An 18326-nucleotide genomic window follows, 5' to 3' on the forward strand; every position below is an offset into this window, starting at 1 on the left:
GTTCGCGTCAGCCCATGCTGCGCGTATAGCGCCGCTCGAGCACGCGGTAGTAGGTGAGCATCACCACCAGGTTCGCGACCAGCAGCAGCACCGCGATCGTCGCGCCGAGCGGCCAGTTCATCGAACTCAGGAACTGGTCGTAGACGGCCGTTGCCGCGACCTTCAGACGACGCCCGCCGAGCAGGCCGGGAATCGCAAACGCGCTCGCCGAGAGGCCGAACACCATCAGGCTGCCGGACAGAATGCCGGGCACGAGTTGCGGCAATACGATGCGGCGCAGTGTCGTCGCGGGCGACGCCATCAGCGAGAGCGCAGCGTTTTCCGTTTGCGGGTCGAGCCGTTGCAATGCCGTCCACACGGGGATCACCATGAACGGCAACATCACGTGTACGAGCGCGATCACGATCGCGAAGGTCGTGTATTCGAGCTTGTACGGTCCAAGGCCGAACAGCGCGAACGCCTGATTCACGAGGCCGTTCGTGTTGAGCAGCATGCTCCAGCCAAATGCGCGCACCACCACCGACACCAGCAGCGGCGCGAGAATCACCAGCAGGAAGAGCGAGCGCCACGGGTCGCGCATGCGCGACAGCACATACGCTTCGGGCGTGCCGATCGCGACGCACAGTACGGTCGTCAGCAAGGCGATGCCGAAGGTGCGCAGAAAGATCGTGTGGAAATACGATGAGCCGAGCACTTCGACGTAGTTGTGAAAGTCGAATGCCGCGATCGGGCCGACGGCGGGATCGAAGCGGTAGAACGTCAGCGCGAGCGTCATTGCGAGTGGCACGAGCACGAGCGTCGCGAACAGAATCAACGCCGGCGCGCTCATCAGCCAGAGCGGCACGAAGGCACGCCATGGCGCGCGCGCCGCGCTGCGGTTCGCGCTTTGCGTGGCGGGCAGCGTGCTATCCATGCGCGCGCTCCTGGCCGATCAGGCGCAGCGAATCGCTATGCCAGTCGATGCCGACTTTCGCGCCCTCCGAAAACGGCTCGTTGCCTTCGTTCTGGCAGCACACCAGCATCTCGCCGACCCGGCTGTCGAGCCGGTAAAGCCATTGACTGCCGAGAAAGAAGCGGCTCGTCACGTTGCCCGCGAGACGCCCCTTGTCGGGCGCGCACAATCGCAGCTTTTCCGGGCGAATGCACAGCGTGACGGCGTCGCCGACGTCGATTGCCTGACCTTGCGCGGCGAGCTGCGTCATGCTGCCCGTCTCCGCGAGATCGTGGCCGAGGTCGATGCCGATCGCGTCGCCGTCGCGCGATACGACCTTGCCCGCCAGCATGTTCGCCTTGCCGATGAACTGCGACACGAACAGATTCTCAGGCCGCTCGTACGCGCGATACGGCGTGTCGATCTGCGTGATGCGCCCCGCTTCCATCACGACCACGCGGTCGCTGATCGACAGCGCTTCGGATTGATCGTGCGTGACCATGATCGTCGTCGTGCCGATCTTGCGTTGAATCGAGCGCAGTTCGAACTGCATGTCTTCGCGCAGCTTCGCATCAAGGTTCGACATCGGTTCGTCAAGCAGCAGCACGGGCGGCGCGATCACGATCGCGCGCGCAATCGCCACGCGCTGCCGTTGACCGCCCGACAATTCACGCGGAAAGCGATGCGCGAGCGCATCGAGCCGCACCAGCGCCAAGGCCTCGCGCACGCGATCCGCGCGCTCGGCTTTATCGATGCCGCGCATTTCCAGCCCGAAGCTGACGTTCTGCGCGACGCTCATATGCGGGAACAGCGCGTAGCTTTGAAAGACGATGCCGAGGCCGCGCCGGTTCGGCTTCATGTGCGTGATGTCGCGGCCGTCGAGCGTGATGCGGCCGCGCGTCGTATCGATAAAGCCCGCGATCATCTGCAGCGTGGTCGTCTTGCCGCAGCCCGACGGGCCGAGCAGCGAAACGAATTCGCCCTTTTCCACCGCGAGGTTGATGCCCGTCACGGCATGCAGATCGCCGAACGTCTTCGAAACGTCAGTCAATGTGAGGAACGACATGGTCTGGCCTTTCGGTGCGCGGCACCGGCTGAATCGACTGGTGTCTGTTGAGCCGACTCTAGCTAGCCAAATTCCAGAGCGTCAATGTCAAATTCCAATGAACGATATAAAGATCACGTTTCTTCCGCTGAATGGAATATTTGAGCGATTACATGCACCTTCTATTCCGCTGCGTGCCGTCAGTGAAAATACTGAATTGCACGCGCATCTGTGCTTGCACGGTGTTTGGAGACGACAGTTTGTTTTTCAGTAAGAACATCGGCTAGTATTCCGTTCAATGGAATCCGAATCGAGATCGCCAATGAATTCTTCGAAAGAAGCCGACGCTCCCGGCACCGGCATGTTGCAGCGGGCATTCGCGGTGATCCGCGCGCTGGGAGAAATTCAACCGGAAGGCGGCCGCGTGACGCGCATCGCGAAAGCCGTCGGGCTGACGCAGGCCACCGTGCATCGCATCCTGCATGCGCTGATCGCCGAAGGGGTCGTCGAGCAAGATCAGAGTACGAAGCTTTATCGGCTGAGCGTCGACTTTTTTGCGCTGGCTTCGCAGGCCGGCAATCCGAGCGGCATGCGCGAGCTGTGCCGCCCTGCCTTGCTGCGACTGTGCGCGAGTCTCGGCGACACGATTTTTCTGCTCGTCAAAAGCAGCTTCGATGCCGTGTGCCTCGACATGTGCGAGGGCCCGTTTCCGATCCGCTCGTTCACGGGCGATATCGGCGGCCGCGTCGCGCTGGGCGTCGGCCAAGGCAGTCTTGCGATTCTCGCGTTCCTGCCCGAAGCCGAGCGCGAAGAGATCATTCGCTTCAACGTGCCGCGCCTGCGGAGCTATGGCGTGCTCGACGAAGTCTACTTGCGCACGGAAATCGAACGCGTCCGGCAAGTCGGCTACGCGGGGCGCAATAGCGGCGTGCTGGAAGGCATGGCGGGCGTGGCCGTGCCGATCATCGACCGAACGGGCTGCGCGGTGGCGGCGCTGAGCGTCGGCACGCTGTCGGCGCGACTGGGAGAGGACCGTTTGCCGATGGTCGTCGAACTCCTCAAACGGCAAGCCGATCTGATCGGCCCGCAAGTGAATCCGTTCGATGTCGCGATGCGCCGTCCGATGCACGGCCTCACACGCGCGATGACGACGGAACCGATCGCGTGATGCGTGATTTACATACCGCCCGATAAAGGCGCGGACGTTTTCGCAAGCGGCTGCGCGGCACCCGCTTGAGACACCAGCGAAATAGCGGCTGAATCGGGCATGCCGTTGGCGTCGATGGCGCCTGCTTTCGCGAGCGCTTCGAGATCGCTGTCCACGCCCGCCTGCCCAACCGCGAACGGCGTCGTCAAAAACGCCGGCGCAGTGAGCGTGACGGCATAGTGCTGCTGCAGGTTCGTGACCACCGCCGATTGCGCATTCTGCACGGTAGTCTGGTTTGCAAGCGCCTGCTGGAACTGCGCGTTGCTGGCGAAATTCGCAATCAGACTGGACTCGCTCGTCCCGAGTTGCGCGGCGAGGTAGACGAGCATCAGTTCGGTTTCAGGCGTCGCGTTGAACGTGCCGCCAGCGAAAGCAAGCGAATGCAGCGTCGTGCCGCCGGACGTCACGGTAATCACGCACGGAAGCGTCGCGTTGAACGCAAGGCTGTAACGTCCGCCACCATCCGATAGAGTGGCCCCCGACCCTTGCGCGCAGGCCACGTTGACGTTCGCGCTCGCAAGCGCCTTGCCCGTGGCTGCCGTGCCCGCGAGCGCGAGGTTTTGCGTCACGATTCCGCCCGCGCAACCGTCGAAGCCGATACACACGCTGCCACCGCACGCCGCGAGCGTGGCGAGTGACGCAGCACACATGGCAGACACCGTTGGGCGAACGAAGCGGGCGATGCACAGGTTCATGGCCGTCTGCCGTCGAGGAAAGGGCGCAGATTTTTATTCTAGCTCGCCCTTTCCGGCCTGACGTTCGTTACACGCTCGTCACACGCGCAAACGCATGCGCAACCAGACGCGGTGCTTAGATCACATTGATCGCAACGTCGATATTGCCGCGCGTGGCCTTCGAGTACGGACACAACTCGTCCGCGGCATGCACGACCGCCTCGGCGACGTCGCGCGCCACGCCCGGCATGCTCACGTTGATCCGCGCACCGAGGAAGTACGCGTTGCCCGTCATGCCGAGATCGATCTCGATATCGAGCGCGAGGTCGGACGGCAGCGCGACTTTCTTCGCCTTGGCCGCCAGCCCGATCGCGGTGATCAGACAGGCCGACCACGCGCCCGCGAACAGTTGCTCCGCGGTCGGATGCGGATCGGCGGCTTCGAATACGTGCTGCGGATGCACGTCGTTGCCGGGCGCCGACAGCCTGAGGTCGAGCCGCTCTTCGTGGCCGCGCGAAGCGCCCGTGTGCTTGCTTGCCGTCGTGTGCGTCTTGCCCGTGAACAGGACTTTTTCAATTTTGGTCATCGTGATTCCTTGGTCGAAAGTGGATATCGGTTGATATGGCTTATGCGATTCGATCGCATGCGACGCATATTGCTCGAAGCGTCTCGCAATGTCAATCGCATACGATTTAATCGCTCGCACACTTTCGATAGTGACTGGCGAAGCGATGCAACGGGGTCAAATGGACAGGCGGATACGAAACCGCGAAACCGGCCCATCGCACGCAAGAATCGAACGATGGAAGTATGCTTGGCTTACGGGCAGCCAACACTTGCGCAACGCCCACGCGCCACCCCGTCATGCGCCGGAGGAAGTCCGCGATGAGCAACGAGTCAACGCCGTCAGACGCAGCGCCCGCCCGTGAGCCAGCCACGGACGCGAACCTCTTCGACGGCGATCTCCTCGAAGACCCGAGCGTGCGCGATCATCCGCGGCACCAGCAGATGTTTCCCGTCCTCTCGGAAGCGGAGATCGAGCGGATACGGCGCTTCGGCGCGCGGTCCCGCTACACGACGGGCGCCCTGCTCTATCGCGCGGGAAGCCTGTGTCCTGGCGTGTTCGTGCTGCTGTCGGGCAAGGTGCGAATAGTCGGGCGCGATGGTCTCGGTCACGAGCGGGTTATTCATACGTACACGCAACGCGGCGAGTTCACGTCGGATGTGACGCAGCTCTCCAACAAGCCGGCCGTCGTCGACGCGCATGTGGTCGAAGATGTCGAAGCGATCCTGCTGCGGCCCGACGAACTGAGCGCGATGATGATCAGCGAAGCCGACCTCGGCGAGAAGATCATGCGCGCGCTGATTCTGCGGCGCGTTCTGGTGATCGAGCGCGGACACGGCGTCGTGCTGGTCGGGCCGTCCAGTAGCGGGCGGCTCGCCACGCTGCAGAACTTCCTGCGCCGCAACGTGTTCCCGAACATGACGCTCGACGCCGACAAGGACGCCGAAGCGATCGCGCTGCTCGAACGTCTGACGCCGCAACCCGACGACTTTCCGCTCGTCCTCTGCCCGAACGGCACGGTGCTGCGCAATCCCGACGAAGGGCAGCTTGCGTCGTGTCTCGGGCTGATTCCCGAATTCGATCCGGCGCATGTGTACGACGTCGCCATTGTCGGCGCGGGTCCGGCGGGACTGGCGACGGCCGTGTATGCGGCCTCGGAAGGGTTGTCGGTGGCCGCGCTCGATTGCCGCGCGCCCGGCGGGCAAGCGGGCACCAGTTCGCGCATCGAAAACTATCTGGGTTTTCCGACGGGCATCACGGGCCAGGCGCTCGCGGGCCGCGCGTTCGTGCAGGCGCAGAAGTTCGGCGCGCACATCGGCATTCCGTGCGAGGTCCGGGCCCTGTATTGCGACAAGGAGCCGCCCGTCGTCGAACTCACCGACGCCCGGCGCATCACCGCGCGCACGGTCGTGATCGCGAGCGGCGCGGAGTATCGGCGCCCGGATGTCGAAGGGTTGGAGCGCTTCGAAGGCTCCGGTGTCTATTACTGGGCCACGCCAATCGAGGCGCGTCTGTGCCGCAAGGAGCCCGTGCTGCTGATCGGCGGCGGCAATTCGGCGGGACAGGCGGTCGTGTTTCTCGCGGCGCATGCCGAGCATGTGCATATGTTCATACGCGGCGCGAGCCTCGAACACAGCATGTCGCACTATCTGATCGAACGCATTTTGGCGCTGCCGAACGTAACGCTTCACACGCGCATCGAACTGACCGCGCTGCAAGGCGATGCGCGGCTCGAACGCGTGCATTATCGGGGCGCGGGCGGCATCGAAGGCAGCATGACGACGCATCATCTGTTCGTCTTTATCGGCGCCGAGCCGAACACCGGCTGGCTCAAGACATGCGGCGTGTCGCTCGACGACAAAGACTTCGTTTTGACGGGGCCCGACATTCCCGGAGCCGGGCTGCAATCGATGTCATTGCAGACCAGCGTGCCCGGCGTCTTCGCGATCGGCGACGTGCGCTCGGGGTCGACCAAGCGGGTTGCATCCGCAGTGGGCGAAGGCGCGGCCGTGGTCGCGCAGATCCACCGCCTGCTGGCCGAGGCGCGGGCCGCGTGCTAGCGGGCGCGCCATACAGACGCGCTACTTCAACAATCCGAACACCGCGACGCCATTCGTCGTGCCGACGTACACGCGTCCATGCGCGACCATCGGCGTGATGTACTTGTTGCCCGCGCCGAACGTGTCGCGCGAACCCGACTGATTGCTGTTGTACAGCTCCTGCGCGAGATTCGCGGCATTGAACGCATGCAGCGCCGCCACCGAACCATTCTCGGCCGCCCACACGATCGCGTTCTGCGCGCCATTCGCCGAGATGCTCGGCGTCGTGCCGGGATACGGGAACTTGAACGCGCTTTGCGATGCGGGAGTCGTGGCGAGACGCGCGCCGCTGACCGGGAACGCCTTCAGGTTGTCGCCGACCGAGCCGTAGTACACGACGTTGCCGTAGAACGCCGCCGTCGTGAACACGCCGCCAATCAGTTGACCGTCGATCTCCTGCCAGATCGCGTTGCTGGAGCCGTTGAACTTGCCGAGGTTGTCGCGATCGACGACGTAGATCTTCGAGTCCTTGCCCGATCCGAGCGCAAGATGCCGCGTGACGCCGCCCGCATCGACGAGATCGGGCAACAGCATCGCGCCGCCCGAACCGAGGTCGGCGTCGCGCGCGGATTGCGACACGGTATCGAAGGTGGCGAAATAATCCGCGACGCCGAGATTCGGCGCCGCCCCGAGTTTGACGAACGCATTGCCGAAATTGCCATTCGATGGAAAACCTTGCGCGTTCAACGTGGTGTCGAACGTGCCGTTTGCATCGAGCAGATAAAGCGACGTACCGTCCGACGCCATCCCGCCGCCGCCCATCCATATCGCGCCGCCGCTGCCGTTCGGCGTCAGGTTCAGCGCGCCCGTCTGCGCGAGCGTGTCGGCGTTGTAGGCCATCACCCAGCCGGCGTAGACGCCCTGGTCGCAGTGCGAGGTCCACGCCAGATAGACGTTGCCGTTGACCAGCGTCAGCGCCTGCCGCTCCGCGTATTGCTGCGGATCGAAGACGGTCACGCCGTTGCTGCTGTTCGCACCGCTGCCCGGATAGCTGCCGGCTATTTCCGTTGGGCCGCCGAACACCTCGGCGCCCGTGGCGAGATCGATCGCATGCAGGCGCTGGTGAATCGTTCCGCCACCGTCCTTGCTCATCGCCACCGCATACATCACGCCGTTCGTGCCGCGTCCGCGATCGATGACGGGCGTCGCCGTAATGCCGATTTCAGGGGAAATCTGCGCGCAGTTGCGGGGGTCGCTGGTCGTTTCACCCGCGCCGAGCAGCGACCGCTGCCATAGCTGGGCGTTGCTGTCGGCGTCGAACGCGTACACGCTCGCATGCTCGGTCACGACGTACACGACGTTGTGCGCCGCACCGTTCATCGACACATTGCTGACATACAGCGGTTGCGCGTCGACTTTGCCGTCGACGGACAAAAAGCCCACCTTGCCGAAGCTCGTGGCGTTGACGTTCGCAGGCGTGAGCGTGGTTTCGGCGAGATATTGCCCTGTGCGGGCCAGGTCGTTGTGGAAGGTCAGCACGTCGGTTGCTGCCGCCGCCGTGCCGCCCGAACTGCCTGAGCCACCCGTACCGCCCGAGCCGCCCGGACTGCCCGAACTCGCGCCGCCGCTCCCGCCGTTCGTGCTCGCGTTGTTCGACGAGCCGCCCCCGCTGCACGACACGCAAATCGCAGTGACGAGGCACAGGATCGCGATATGCCGCACACGGCCCAGATTGGAGAACGAACGGTGCCAGCGGTTCATGGACGTCTCCCAGGCGGTCGAGCGACCGCATAGATTGTCGGCCTTGCAGTGGCGAAAGTCGCATGTCGGCGGATTTGCGGCATCACCACTGAGCAATTCGCGTACCGCGACGCGCCCGATTCATGCGACGGAATGCACCGCGTCGCGCGTTTAATACGCACGTACGTCACATCACGAGGCATTCGATATGTTTTCAGAACCGGCACGCCGCTCGTTGCTCGCCGCAGCATGGATCGCCTTGGCATTGACGGCGGCAAACTGCGCGCAGGCCGGCGCGAACACCGCGTCGTCGCGACAGAATGCGCCCGTCGCACATGTCGCCGATCAGGCCATGCGTGTCGTTACGCCCGACGGCGACGGCACTTTGCCACTCTACGCCGATCGCGACATCGACGCCGCAGAACCCGACGTCACACGCGTATTCATCATCGTTCACGGCACGCTGCGCAACGCCGACAAGTACTTCGCCACCGGGCAGCAAGTACTCGCCGCAGCCGGTGCGGATGCAACACGAAGCATGATCGTCGCGCCGCAGTTTCTGACGACGCGCGATCTGCGCGCGTTCCCGATGCCTGACAGCACGCTTGCGTGGTCCGAAGCCGGATGGAAAGAAGGCGCGCCCGCGCGCCGCCCCGCTTCGGTGAGTTCCTTCGCGGCGTTCGATGCGCTGCTCGAACACTTCGACGACCGGCAGCGCTATCCCGCGTTATCTTCTGTGACGGTGATCGGGCATTCGGCGGGTGCGCAGGTCGTGCAGCGTTATGCCGTGGCCGGACGCGCGGAGGAAGCGTTGGCGCGCGACGGAATCCGCGTGCGGTACGTGGTCGCGAATCCGTCGAGCTATCTGTACTTCGACGATGAACGTCCCGTGTCGCGCGGGGTTTTCGAGCACGTCGATATGCAGGCTTGTCCACGCGCTGTCGAATGGAAATACGGCATGGTCGATCCACCCGCTTATGTCGCCTCGCAGGACGCCGCGCAAATCGAGGCCCGCTACGCGAAGCGCGATGTCGTGTATCTGCTTGGAATGGATGACGTGGACCCGCGCACGCATTTTATCGACCGCTCCTGCGCGGCGATGGCACAAGGTCCGTTCCGGCTCGCGCGCGGGCTTGGGTACTTCGATTACCTGCAAAGCCGGTATCCCGTCGGGCTGAATCAGCGCGTGGTCGAAGTGCCCGGCGCGGGACATGACGCGCAACGCATGCTGACATCGGACTGTGGGATGGCGGTGCTGTTCGACGGGCGGATGCCGTCGTCATGTCCTGGCGAGAGTGAAATGCTGTCGCGGTGACGCAACTCGTGCTACTGGATCACAACGTGCGTCACCGCAACACCCGCTTATCGCGCGGCTTGCGATTGCGAGAACCACGCGTCGAAGTTCAACGCGCCGAGACGCGGATTCGCGCCGGGTACGAGCGTGTCGTCGTTCAACTCCGCTCCGAAGTAGCGCGCGTCCATATCCGCGACAACCTTGCGCGAATCGTGCGTGGCGTCGAGGAAGCGCTGCACCATATCCGCAAGCCGCACGCGGTCCGGGCCCGCGATCTCGACGATGCCGTTACGCGGCGCTTCAACGGCATAGTCCGCTACGGCCGCCCCGACGTCATCCGATGCGATGGGCTGGAAGTACGCGGGCGACAGGCGGATGGTCTCGCCGTCGCCGCCCGACTGCGCGATGCCGCCGAGAAACTCGAAGAACTGCGTCGAATGAATGATCGTATAAGGCACGCCCGATTCGCGGATCAACTTTTCCTGCGCGATCTTGCCGCGGAAATAGCCGCTTTGCGCGAGCCGGTCCGTACCGACGACGGATAGCGCCACGTGATGCTGCACACCCGCCGCCCTTTCCGCAGCGAACAGGTTCTTGCCTGCCGTCGTGAAGAATTCGAGCACGGCTGCATCTTCGAATGAAGGCGAGTTGGCGAGATCCACCACGACGTTCGCGCCTGCCAATGCTTCGCTTAGGCCCTCGCCCGTGATCGTGTTGACGCCCGATGCAGGTGAAGCGGCAATGACGTCATGACCACGCCCGCGCAGATTCTTGACCACTTTGCTGCCGATCAGTCCCGTGCCGCCTATCACAACGATCTTCATGATTTTCTCCAAAGTCTTGCGCGGCGCGCTCGCCGCTTGCGGGCTTTCGAAGCCGGCAGAACGTGTCATTGCCGGTTGCTTGCCGGACATGCCGTGATGCCCGGCGTCCGTACAGGAAGCATCGTAGGTGTGTGCTCTTCGATGCGGTAGACGTTCGAAGGTATCCATCGTGTTGCCCTGCGGACACCAATCGACACTTCGCCGCGTTCAGTCGACCGTTGACATCGCATCCATCGTGGTCAGGCAATGCAGGTCGAGCGCTCGCGTGTGCTCGGTCATGTAATCGACGAACACGCGGATGCGCGCCGGAAGATGCTTGCGGCTCAGATAGCAGATGTAGTGGCCGCTATCGTCGGGTGCATACTGGGTGAGACAGGTGACGAGACGCCCTTCGCCGAGCAGATCGCACACCTGATAACCAGGCAGTTGCGCGATGCCCTGTCCATCCAGCACGGACTGAAGAATCAGATCCGGGTCGTTGAACGTATGCGGCGCATGCAACTGGCGTCGCATCGGCAGGCCGTCGACCTTGAACTCCCATTCCCTCACGCGCCCCGATGCCGTACGCAGGTTGATGCAGCGATGGTCGGCCAGTTCATCGACATGGCGCGGCAAGCCGTGAGCGGCCGCATATGCGGGCGACGCGCAGACGATCATCTGCATGGGTATCAGTTGACGCGCGACGATCTCGCTGTCTTCCATGCGTCCGTCGCGAAACGATACGTCGATACGATCGGCCGTGAAGTCGGCGGGACGGTCGTTGAGCAGCAGTTCCAGCGAGATATCCGGATACTGTGCGTGAAAACCGCGCAACAAGGGCGCAACGATCCTGCGCCCGAAGCCCGGCGTCGAGTAGATGCGCAGCCGCCCTCGCGGCGGCCCGCTGCGCAGTTCGCGCATCTCTTCGAGCGCCTGGACGATGCGCTCGACGCCCGCCTGACAGTTCTCGAAGAAGAGTTCGCCTTCGCGCGTCAGCGACGTGTTGCGGGTCGTGCGCAGAAAGAGGCGGGTATCCAGCTGGGCCTCCAGCTTCTGCACGTTCCGGCTGACGGACGAGCGGCCGATGCCGAGGCGATCGCCCGCTCTGGCGAAACTGCCTTCGTTGGCAACGGCAAGAAAGGAAACGACGCCGGCGAAACTCGTTGCAAACGTGCTTGCAATCGGATCGTCGGCGCCCGTAACGGAGCGGCGCGGTGCGTAGTCTGACATGGAAGCGCGAAGAGTGGAGGTTCTTATCCAACTAGACGTTTCAGCGCTTCCGTTTGTGACATTGTCCGCCGATTTTCTTTTGCGGCCACGCGTGCGGCCGCTCGCGCGCCTTACTTCTCCGGCACCAGAACGGGCGCGCCCTTGTCCTTCAGCAGCAGCACGAGGAACTTCGCCGGCTTCGTCTGGCTCGCGTTGTGGCCCACCGTGTGGACATCGTTCGGGCCTTCATAGAAGGACTGGCCCGGCGTCAGCGTGACTTCCTTGCCGCCCCTGACCTGCATCACGATCGACCCTTCCAGCACGTAGATGAAGCCGTGCGCATTATGCCGATGCACCGGGTCCACGGCGCCAGGCGGATATTCGACGAGGATCATCAACGCTTCCTTGCCGGGATAGTCGTCGAGCGGCTTGGTCATGACGGGTGTTACGATGGCCTGCGGCGGCTCGGCGCGGGCCTGTTGGGTCAACGCGCCCGCCATGACGAGCAGGGCTGCGATAGTTCTCTTCGAGCGAAACATGATGCGCTCCTCACATGGACGCGGCCCGTACAGACCGAGGTTGAACAAGAACGGCGCCCCGGCTCAGGCGAGGTTCGCCTTGTCGAGGCCGAATGCCTTGTCGGACGATCCCGGCACGAACTTGAACGCAACGTTCGCGCGGTTCCAGGCGTTGATGGCCATGACTTCGAATGTCAGGTCCGACAGTTCCTTTTCCGAGAACTGGCCGCGCACGCGCTCGTAGATATCGTCGGGCACGCCGTGCTCGGGCAATGTGGTCAGCACTTCCGTCCACGCGAGCGCGGCACGTTCGCGCGGCGAGAACAGCGTCGACTCGCGCCAGATCGCCACATGGTGGACGCGCAGCGCGCGCTCGCCGTGAATGGTCGCTTCCTTCACGTGCATGTCGAGGCAAAAGCCGCAACCGTTGATCTGCGAAGCGCGGATGTTGACGAGATCGCGGATCGGTTCTTCGATCGCACAGTCCTTCAGCAGGTTGCTGAGTTCGATGAACTTCTTCGATAGCTCGGGCGATTGGTGAAAGTAGTTGATACGCTGAGTCATGACTTCTCCTGGCGACGATGACGGATGCATCCGTGCGGGACGGATGCCGTTCGCGGTGGTGAACCGCACGTCGCCATGGTAGGTTCGTGACGCGCGCAGCGGTAGACCTGCGGACGGGCTCACGGTGTTGCCCATCCGGCACCAATCCCGCCGTCAGACGCTGGCGGGCGGAGTGATCGCAGCGGCGCGCAGCGCGCTCAGGGTTCGCCGTATGCGGCGGCGATGCGCGCCAGCTTGTCGGGATTGCGTTGGACGTGAATGCTGACGATGCGCTCGCCGTCCGTTTCGAATGACATCGCCGATTCGAGTTTGCCTTCGATATAGCGCAACAGCGCGCTCTGACCGTTGAGCGTCACGAGCTTGACATGAACCCCGTCCGGAAAACGCCGCAACGCCGCGTAGAAAAGCTGCGCGATGCGCCGGCCGCCCACCATCGGCTTCGGGAAGCTCGTCACCTTGCCGCCGCCGTCGCCGATCAGGGTGGCCTCTTCGGCGAGGAATGCGTTGATGGCGTGGAAGTCCGCGCTCGCGAGCGCCTGCGCAAAGCTCTGCAACAACTGTCGATGCTTCTCGCGCGGCACGGCATAGCGCGGGCGCTCGTCCCGCAGTTGCGCCTTCGCGCGGCTCACCAGTTGACGGCATGCGGACTCCGTCTTGCCGATCGCATCGGCAACCTCGTCGTAGTCCGCGTCAAAGACTTCGCGCAGCAGGAACGCGGCGCGCGCTTCGGGCGTGAGTCGTTCGAGCAGCATCAGGAACGCGACGGACACGTCGTCGGCGCGCTCGGTCATCTCCTCCGGTGTCGCGGGCGAGTCGCTGATCTCGGGCTCGGGCAACCAGATGCCCGTGTAGTGCTCGCGCTGGATCTTCGCGGCGCGCAGACGGTCGATGGACATGCGCGTCGTGACGGAGACGAGCCACGCTTCGGCGTTGTCGATGCTCGCGTGGTCGGCCGCATGCCAGCGCAGCCAGACGTCCTGCACGATGTCCTCGGCTTCGGCGACGGAACTGAGCATCCGGTAAGCGATTTTCTGCAGGCGCGGGCGAAGCTGGTTGAAGGCGAGGGCGTCGGCGTCCATAGAGTGTGTGTCCTGCCCCTTCCCGGCAACTGGAAAGAGGCGAGGCGCGACAGAGCAGAGATGGCAAAGCTGGAGTTTGCCATGGATGCGCTACGAGGATGGTAGATGGGGCATGGTTGATATGAAGAATCGGGCAGACAGATCAAGCCGCTGTGTCTTCCAGGAAGTCCGTGATCGCATCGCGGCTCGGCGTGAGGCCTCTCAGTTGAAGAAGCGCGCCCGCGTTGCCGCGATGATAGGTGCCATGCAGACAGACATGCAGAACGATCTCGCCGCGCCGCATGCGCGCGGGCTTTCCGCTGGTGAAGACGAAATCGACAGGCTGTTCGAAGCCGTGCTCCGTCATCGCGTCCACGTATGACGCGTACCAGTCGTCGGTTTCCCTGATGCCGTCTACAAGCGCGCTGAGTTCCGGCATGTTTGCCGATCGCGGCGCCTGAAACGCATGCGGCACGCCCTGCAGATGATGCTGAAAAATCCGGTCGACCGCATGGATATGGTCGAAGATACGAAGCATGAGCAAAGCATCTTCTTTGCTTAACTTATCGAAGTCGCGGCTCACGACATCGCAGAGTCCGCGATCGGCCCATCGTTTGATTCCAACGAGTTGCGAGTATGACTGACACGCCATGTGACCTCTCCTTTTCGCGTTGATCCTGATTGGTTTCGACATTGCGATTCGAATCACAAGATGCATAATACGAGCGACTGCTCGTATTACCTACTCGCATTAGGAGCGCGGAAAAATGGCGCGAAAACCGCTCACGAAACCCAGAAAACACGCGTCTCAGCAAAGATCACGCGTGACGGTCGATGCCCTGATCGAAGCAACCGCTCGCATTCTCGTGAAGGACGGCTTCGACAAGGCCAGCACCAACCGTATCGCTGAAAAGGCGGGCGTGAGCGTCGGCTCGTTGTATCAGTACTTTCCCAGCAAAGAGGCGCTTGTCGCGGCCGTCGTTAAGCGTCACGGCGAGGAACTCATGCAGGTTGTCCGTGAGACGCTAGCTGAAGTCACCGCGCTACCGATGGAACAGGCAGTGCGCAGGCTCGTGCTCGCCGCCATCGAGGCGCACCGCATCGATCCGGAACTGCACCGCGTGCTCGCCGAGCAGATTCCGCGCACGGGCGGAACGGAAGAATCGGCGCTATTAGGCGGAGAAACGTATGCGCTGTTCAGAGGCTATCTCGATGCTCATCGCGACGAGTTCCGCCCAATGGACCTTGGGCTTGCGACGTTCGTGTGCGTAACGTCGATAGAGGCACTGACGCATACGGCCGTCGTGCATCATGCCGATCGTCTCAGTGACGAAGCGTTTGGCGCGCTCGTCGACGAGACTACGCTGCTTATCGTTCGATATCTCCAATAGGGTTTTCCTCTCTTCTCCGGCATATAGCACTTCCGCCACAGATACGTTTTCTTCAACTGCAGTTGCTTAAGAAAATGCACGGCACGCATTGAAGTGCTCATCCGCTCTGCCTTGCGACAAATTTTTTGCCATCCGTTATATTCCCGTCGACATATCGACAGAGATCGATCGTCGAACACTTTTAGTGACTGGAATTTGGATGTTAAAAAGAACTGTTGCCACTGCGGCATTAAGCCTGGTCGGTTCCGTCGCGCACGCGCAAAGCAGCGTGACGCTCTATGGATTAATCGATACAGGCATCACCTATGCGAACCATGTCGCCACGTCTACCGGACATAGTTCTCTCGTCCGATATGCCGACGGCGTCGCGCAAGGCAGCCGCTGGGGCATTCGCGGCAAGGAAGATCTCGGCGACGGTCTCTCGGCCATCTTCACACTCGAAGGCGGTTTTAATTCCGGCGACGGCACGATCTCGCAAGGCGGCGCGCTGTTCGGACGACAAGCCTGGGTCGGATTGAACAAGAACGGCGTTGGCTCGCTGACATTCGGCCGCCAGTACTCGCTGTCCAGAGACTACATCCACAACTACGCGATGGGCCACGAAACGCCGGCCGGCAACTACGCTTATCACATCAACGATCTGGATCAGTTGACATCGAGCCGCATCAATAACTCGGTCAAGTTCAGCAGCGCGAACTTCAATGGCCTGACCTTTGGCGTGCTCTACGGCTTTTCGAATCAGGCGGGCGCGTTCTCGGGTTCACCTACCACGACCACGAGCACCACGACGACTCAAGGTTCGTCGAGAACATTTAGCACTGGCGTCAACTACACACCCGGTCCGTTCGCGATCGGCGCGGCGTACACCGACATCCGCTTTCCCGGCAGCGCGACGCCGGCATTCACAGCCAACATCGCGAACATCAATACGGGGCCGCTGCGCGATCTGCGCACCTTCGGCATCGGCAGCAGCTATCTGATTGGGCGCGGCAAGGTGTGGGGCAACTGGACGCATACGCAACTCACGCAGATCGCGTCGCGTGAATCGACAGTGAACAACTATGAAGTGGGCGGAAAGTATGCGTTCACGAACGCAGTCAGCGGCGGACTCGGCTACACGTTCTCCGATCTGAGCGGCGAGTTCAGCGGCAAATGGCATCAGGTGAACAGCTTCGTCGACTATGCACTGTCGAAACGAACCGACGTCTACGCGCTTGCCATCTATCAGAAGGCATCGGGCAGCAACGTCGTCAACGGGCATGAGGTGCCCGTTCAGGCGGAGATCGGTGCGAGTTCGAGTTTTATCGGTAACTCGGGGACGGGCGCCAATTCGCAGCTTGCCGTACGCGTTGGCTTACGGCATCTGTTCTAGCGCCCGTCCGCTACGTCACACGGATCAGAACGCGTGACGCAGGCCAACCGTCACGGCAACCTGCGTATCCGTCGACGACGGCGACAGCGTGTTGATCATCGCGTGCGAGAGCACCGAACCCGTCGGTGCGCCATGCACGCCCTGATAGACGCCTTCAAGGTAGAAGTCGGTGCGCTTGCTGAGCGCATAGTCCGTTTGCAGCATCGCCGTATTCCATCCCGGCGACGAACCGTTGTACGCGCCGTGCGTGTACGTGTATGCGCCCGACACGCTCAACGCAGGCGTCAGCGCGTATTTCGCGTTCACCTCGTAGTTATCCAGTCGCAACGAACCGGCCAACGTTCCCGCCGACGAATCGTTTGCGCCAAGATAGGTGCCCGTACCGAACGAGAACACACCCGCCGCGTTGTCGATCTGCGAATGGCTCCACACGAGACCGACCGTCGCGGGGCCAAACGTGTAATTGCCGCCAACCGACCAGATGCGCTGCCGTTCCGCGATAAAGTTCGCGCTCGTATCCGACGACGTGGTCGCGCCGCTACCGTTGCCCGCATTGTTGAACTGCAGGTATCCGGCGGCGAGATTGACGGGGCCCATCGCATACGACACGCCGAAGCCATACGAGCGATTGTTCGCGAAGTCGCCTGCCTTGTTGCTGAAGCTATACATCGTTTCAAGCGTGACGCCGCTCCACGTCGGACTGGTGTACTTGACCGAGTTGTTGATCACGACGGAGTTCGCAGCGAGGTTGTCGTTCTCGAACGGATGCGCGGCCATGCTGCCGCCCCACGTGTTGAACTCGGCTGTCAGCGGCCCGACGAGATCGTTCATTGCGTCGAACTGCCGGCCGAACGTCAAGGTGCCGTACGGATCACTTTGAAGGCCGACCCACGCCTGCGAACCGAAGGCACTGCCCGAAAATGCCTGCGCGCCGTTGTTAAGCAAGAAACCCTGCTCAAGCTTGAACACGGCATGCAAGCCGCCGCCAAGATCTTCCGAGCCCTTGAGCCCGAAGACCGTATTCTGCGTCGAGCTGCTCACCATCTGCCAATTGCTGTGCCCCTGCTGGTTATTGGTGTACACCAGACCGGTGTCGATAAGACCATAGAGCGTCACGCTGCTTTGCGCGTGCGCGGAAGCGGTAAAAACACCGAGTGTTGCGAGGGCGAGTAAAGATTTCTTCATGTTGGTTTGGCTCCGTGATGTAGCTGTGAAGAGTTTTTAGGCGCGCGATCATAAAAGAACGGACGATGGTTTGGCAACCTCGCACGCCCCGGACTCAGCAGCGTCTTCATCATAGGAGTGTCAAAAATAACCGGGGCTGAACGGCGCAGTCGCGCAACGCAAAAGCAACGCATGCCGATACCCGATTACTTTCAGACAGATAAAAGTGCTTTTGTGATTGGCTAACAGAAAGAGCACAGACGCGTGCTCAAAGGCGAAAAGCGTATTGCAAGCAAACCACGCATTGCACGTGGTTAGCACGGACTGGCTATCCGTTCTTCGGCGCGGAAGAAATGTTTCGTCTGCGACGACCATCGGCGGCACGTTCGAGCAACAGCCGGTCCATTGCCGACAGCAGATCCGTAGGGGCGAGCGGCTTGCGCAAAAAGCCGTCGTAATAGACGAACGCGGGCGGGCTCGGCTCGCCCGATACGAGGATGAACACGATCTCCGCGAGGTTCTGCTCGTTGCGCACGTGATGGCACAGCACGCTGCCCGACATCACGGGCATCCGCCAGTCCGCGACGACGACATCCACATCGCGCTCGCGCAGCATATCGAGCGCGGCGCGCCCATCTTCGGCGAGACAGGTCGCATAGCCATGCGCTTCGCACACGCCTTGCCATGCGTCCAGCGTTTCAACGTCATCATCTACAAGCAGCACTGTCGGCATATCTGGCCTCGCTCATGAC

At 62.3% G+C, this 18326-nt stretch carries 18 protein-coding genes; 5 read left to right on the forward strand and 13 right to left on the reverse strand.

What is annotated here, in order from left to right; genetic code table 11:
* Window positions 1–7: 7 nt before the first annotated feature.
* Both BLT65_RS41305 and BLT65_RS41310 read right to left on the reverse strand, forming a co-directional pair.
* The gene (locus BLT65_RS41305) at window positions 8–913 is read right to left on the reverse strand and encodes an ABC transporter permease (protein ID WP_091789665.1); all 906 of its coding nucleotides are present in this window, start codon (window positions 911–913) and stop codon (window positions 8–10) included.
* Window positions 906–1997 (reverse strand): ABC transporter ATP-binding protein, encoded by a 1092-nt coding sequence (locus BLT65_RS41310; protein ID WP_091789667.1) that lies wholly within the window; start codon window positions 1995–1997, stop codon window positions 906–908. Before BLT65_RS41310 ends, BLT65_RS41305 begins: the two co-directional genes overlap by 8 nt.
* Window positions 1998–2298: 301 nt before the next feature.
* Here BLT65_RS41310 and BLT65_RS41315 point away from each other — a divergent pair, with 301 nt between their 5' ends.
* Entirely contained in the window at window positions 2299–3144 is an 846-nt protein-coding gene (locus BLT65_RS41315) for an IclR family transcriptional regulator (RefSeq protein WP_042312828.1), read from the forward strand.
* A gap of 8 nt (window positions 3145–3152) precedes the next feature.
* On the opposite strand, the gene BLT65_RS41320 is transcribed toward BLT65_RS41315, so the two are convergent.
* Window positions 3153–3878 carry a hypothetical protein gene (locus BLT65_RS41320; protein WP_091789670.1) on the reverse strand — a complete coding sequence of 242 codons (726 nt, stop codon included), beginning with the start codon at window positions 3876–3878 and terminating at the stop codon, window positions 3153–3155.
* Window positions 3879–3993: 115 nt separating this feature from the next.
* A complete protein-coding gene (locus BLT65_RS41325; RefSeq protein ID WP_042312903.1) occupies window positions 3994–4443 on the reverse strand; it encodes an Ohr family peroxiredoxin in 450 nt (149 codons plus the stop codon).
* A gap of 299 nt (window positions 4444–4742) precedes the next feature.
* On the opposite strand from BLT65_RS41325, the gene BLT65_RS41330 reads away from it, so the two are divergent.
* On the forward strand, window positions 4743–6482 hold the full coding sequence (locus tag BLT65_RS41330; protein WP_091789673.1) for an FAD-dependent oxidoreductase: 1740 nt from the start codon (window positions 4743–4745) through the stop codon (window positions 6480–6482).
* A gap of 21 nt (window positions 6483–6503) precedes the next feature.
* Here the strand turns inward: BLT65_RS41330 and BLT65_RS41335 are convergent, their stop codons facing one another.
* On the reverse strand, window positions 6504–8222 hold the full coding sequence (locus BLT65_RS41335) for a PQQ-binding-like beta-propeller repeat protein (protein WP_091789678.1): 1719 nt from the start codon (window positions 8220–8222) through the stop codon (window positions 6504–6506).
* 187 nt (window positions 8223–8409) lie between these two features.
* On the opposite strand from BLT65_RS41335, the gene BLT65_RS41340 reads away from it, so the two are divergent.
* A complete protein-coding gene (locus tag BLT65_RS41340) occupies window positions 8410–9516 on the forward strand; it encodes an alpha/beta fold hydrolase (RefSeq protein ID WP_091789681.1) in 1107 nt (368 codons plus the stop codon).
* A 47-nt stretch (window positions 9517–9563) separates the two neighbouring features.
* Here the strand turns inward: BLT65_RS41340 and BLT65_RS41345 are convergent, their stop codons facing one another.
* The 6 genes from BLT65_RS41345 to BLT65_RS41370 form a co-directional block, all read right to left on the reverse strand.
* Window positions 9564–10319: an SDR family oxidoreductase gene (locus tag BLT65_RS41345; protein ID WP_091789746.1), complete on the reverse strand. Its 756-nt coding sequence runs from the start codon at window positions 10317–10319 to the stop codon at window positions 9564–9566.
* 207 nt (window positions 10320–10526) lie between these two features.
* Window positions 10527–11528: a LysR family transcriptional regulator gene (locus BLT65_RS41350; RefSeq protein ID WP_091789684.1), complete on the reverse strand. Its 1002-nt coding sequence runs from the start codon at window positions 11526–11528 to the stop codon at window positions 10527–10529.
* 110 nt (window positions 11529–11638) lie between these two features.
* Window positions 11639–12046: a cupin domain-containing protein gene (locus BLT65_RS41355; protein WP_042312837.1), complete on the reverse strand. Its 408-nt coding sequence runs from the start codon at window positions 12044–12046 to the stop codon at window positions 11639–11641.
* A 63-nt stretch (window positions 12047–12109) separates the two neighbouring features.
* Window positions 12110–12589: a carboxymuconolactone decarboxylase family protein gene (locus BLT65_RS41360; RefSeq protein ID WP_042312907.1), complete on the reverse strand. Its 480-nt coding sequence runs from the start codon at window positions 12587–12589 to the stop codon at window positions 12110–12112.
* A 197-nt stretch (window positions 12590–12786) separates the two neighbouring features.
* Window positions 12787–13668 carry an RNA polymerase sigma-70 factor gene (locus tag BLT65_RS41365; protein WP_091789687.1) on the reverse strand — a complete coding sequence of 294 codons (882 nt, stop codon included), beginning with the start codon at window positions 13666–13668 and terminating at the stop codon, window positions 12787–12789.
* A 142-nt stretch (window positions 13669–13810) separates the two neighbouring features.
* Window positions 13811–14230 (reverse strand): DinB family protein, encoded by a 420-nt coding sequence (locus tag BLT65_RS41370; RefSeq protein WP_244186998.1) that lies wholly within the window; start codon window positions 14228–14230, stop codon window positions 13811–13813.
* Between the two features lie 241 nt (window positions 14231–14471).
* Here BLT65_RS41370 and BLT65_RS41375 point away from each other — a divergent pair, with 241 nt between their 5' ends.
* Together BLT65_RS41375 and BLT65_RS41380 are read left to right on the forward strand one after the other, a co-directional pair.
* A complete protein-coding gene (locus tag BLT65_RS41375; protein WP_244187000.1) occupies window positions 14472–15038 on the forward strand; it encodes a TetR/AcrR family transcriptional regulator in 567 nt (188 codons plus the stop codon).
* 199 nt (window positions 15039–15237) lie between these two features.
* Window positions 15238–16410, forward strand: coding sequence for a porin (locus BLT65_RS41380; protein WP_091789694.1), 1173 nt, complete (start codon window positions 15238–15240; stop codon window positions 16408–16410).
* Window positions 16411–16434: 24 nt separating this feature from the next.
* Here BLT65_RS41380 and BLT65_RS41385 read toward each other — a convergent pair whose 3' ends face one another.
* A complete protein-coding gene (locus BLT65_RS41385; protein WP_042312850.1) occupies window positions 16435–17595 on the reverse strand; it encodes a porin in 1161 nt (386 codons plus the stop codon).
* A gap of 307 nt (window positions 17596–17902) precedes the next feature.
* Window positions 17903–18307: a response regulator gene (locus BLT65_RS41390; protein WP_042312851.1), complete on the reverse strand. Its 405-nt coding sequence runs from the start codon at window positions 18305–18307 to the stop codon at window positions 17903–17905.
* Between the last annotated feature and the right edge of the window lie 19 nt (window positions 18308–18326).

Origin of the sequence: Paraburkholderia steynii (genome assembly GCF_900100565.1) — a bacterium.
Lineage (GTDB): Bacteria > Pseudomonadota > Gammaproteobacteria > Burkholderiales > Burkholderiaceae > Paraburkholderia > Paraburkholderia terrae.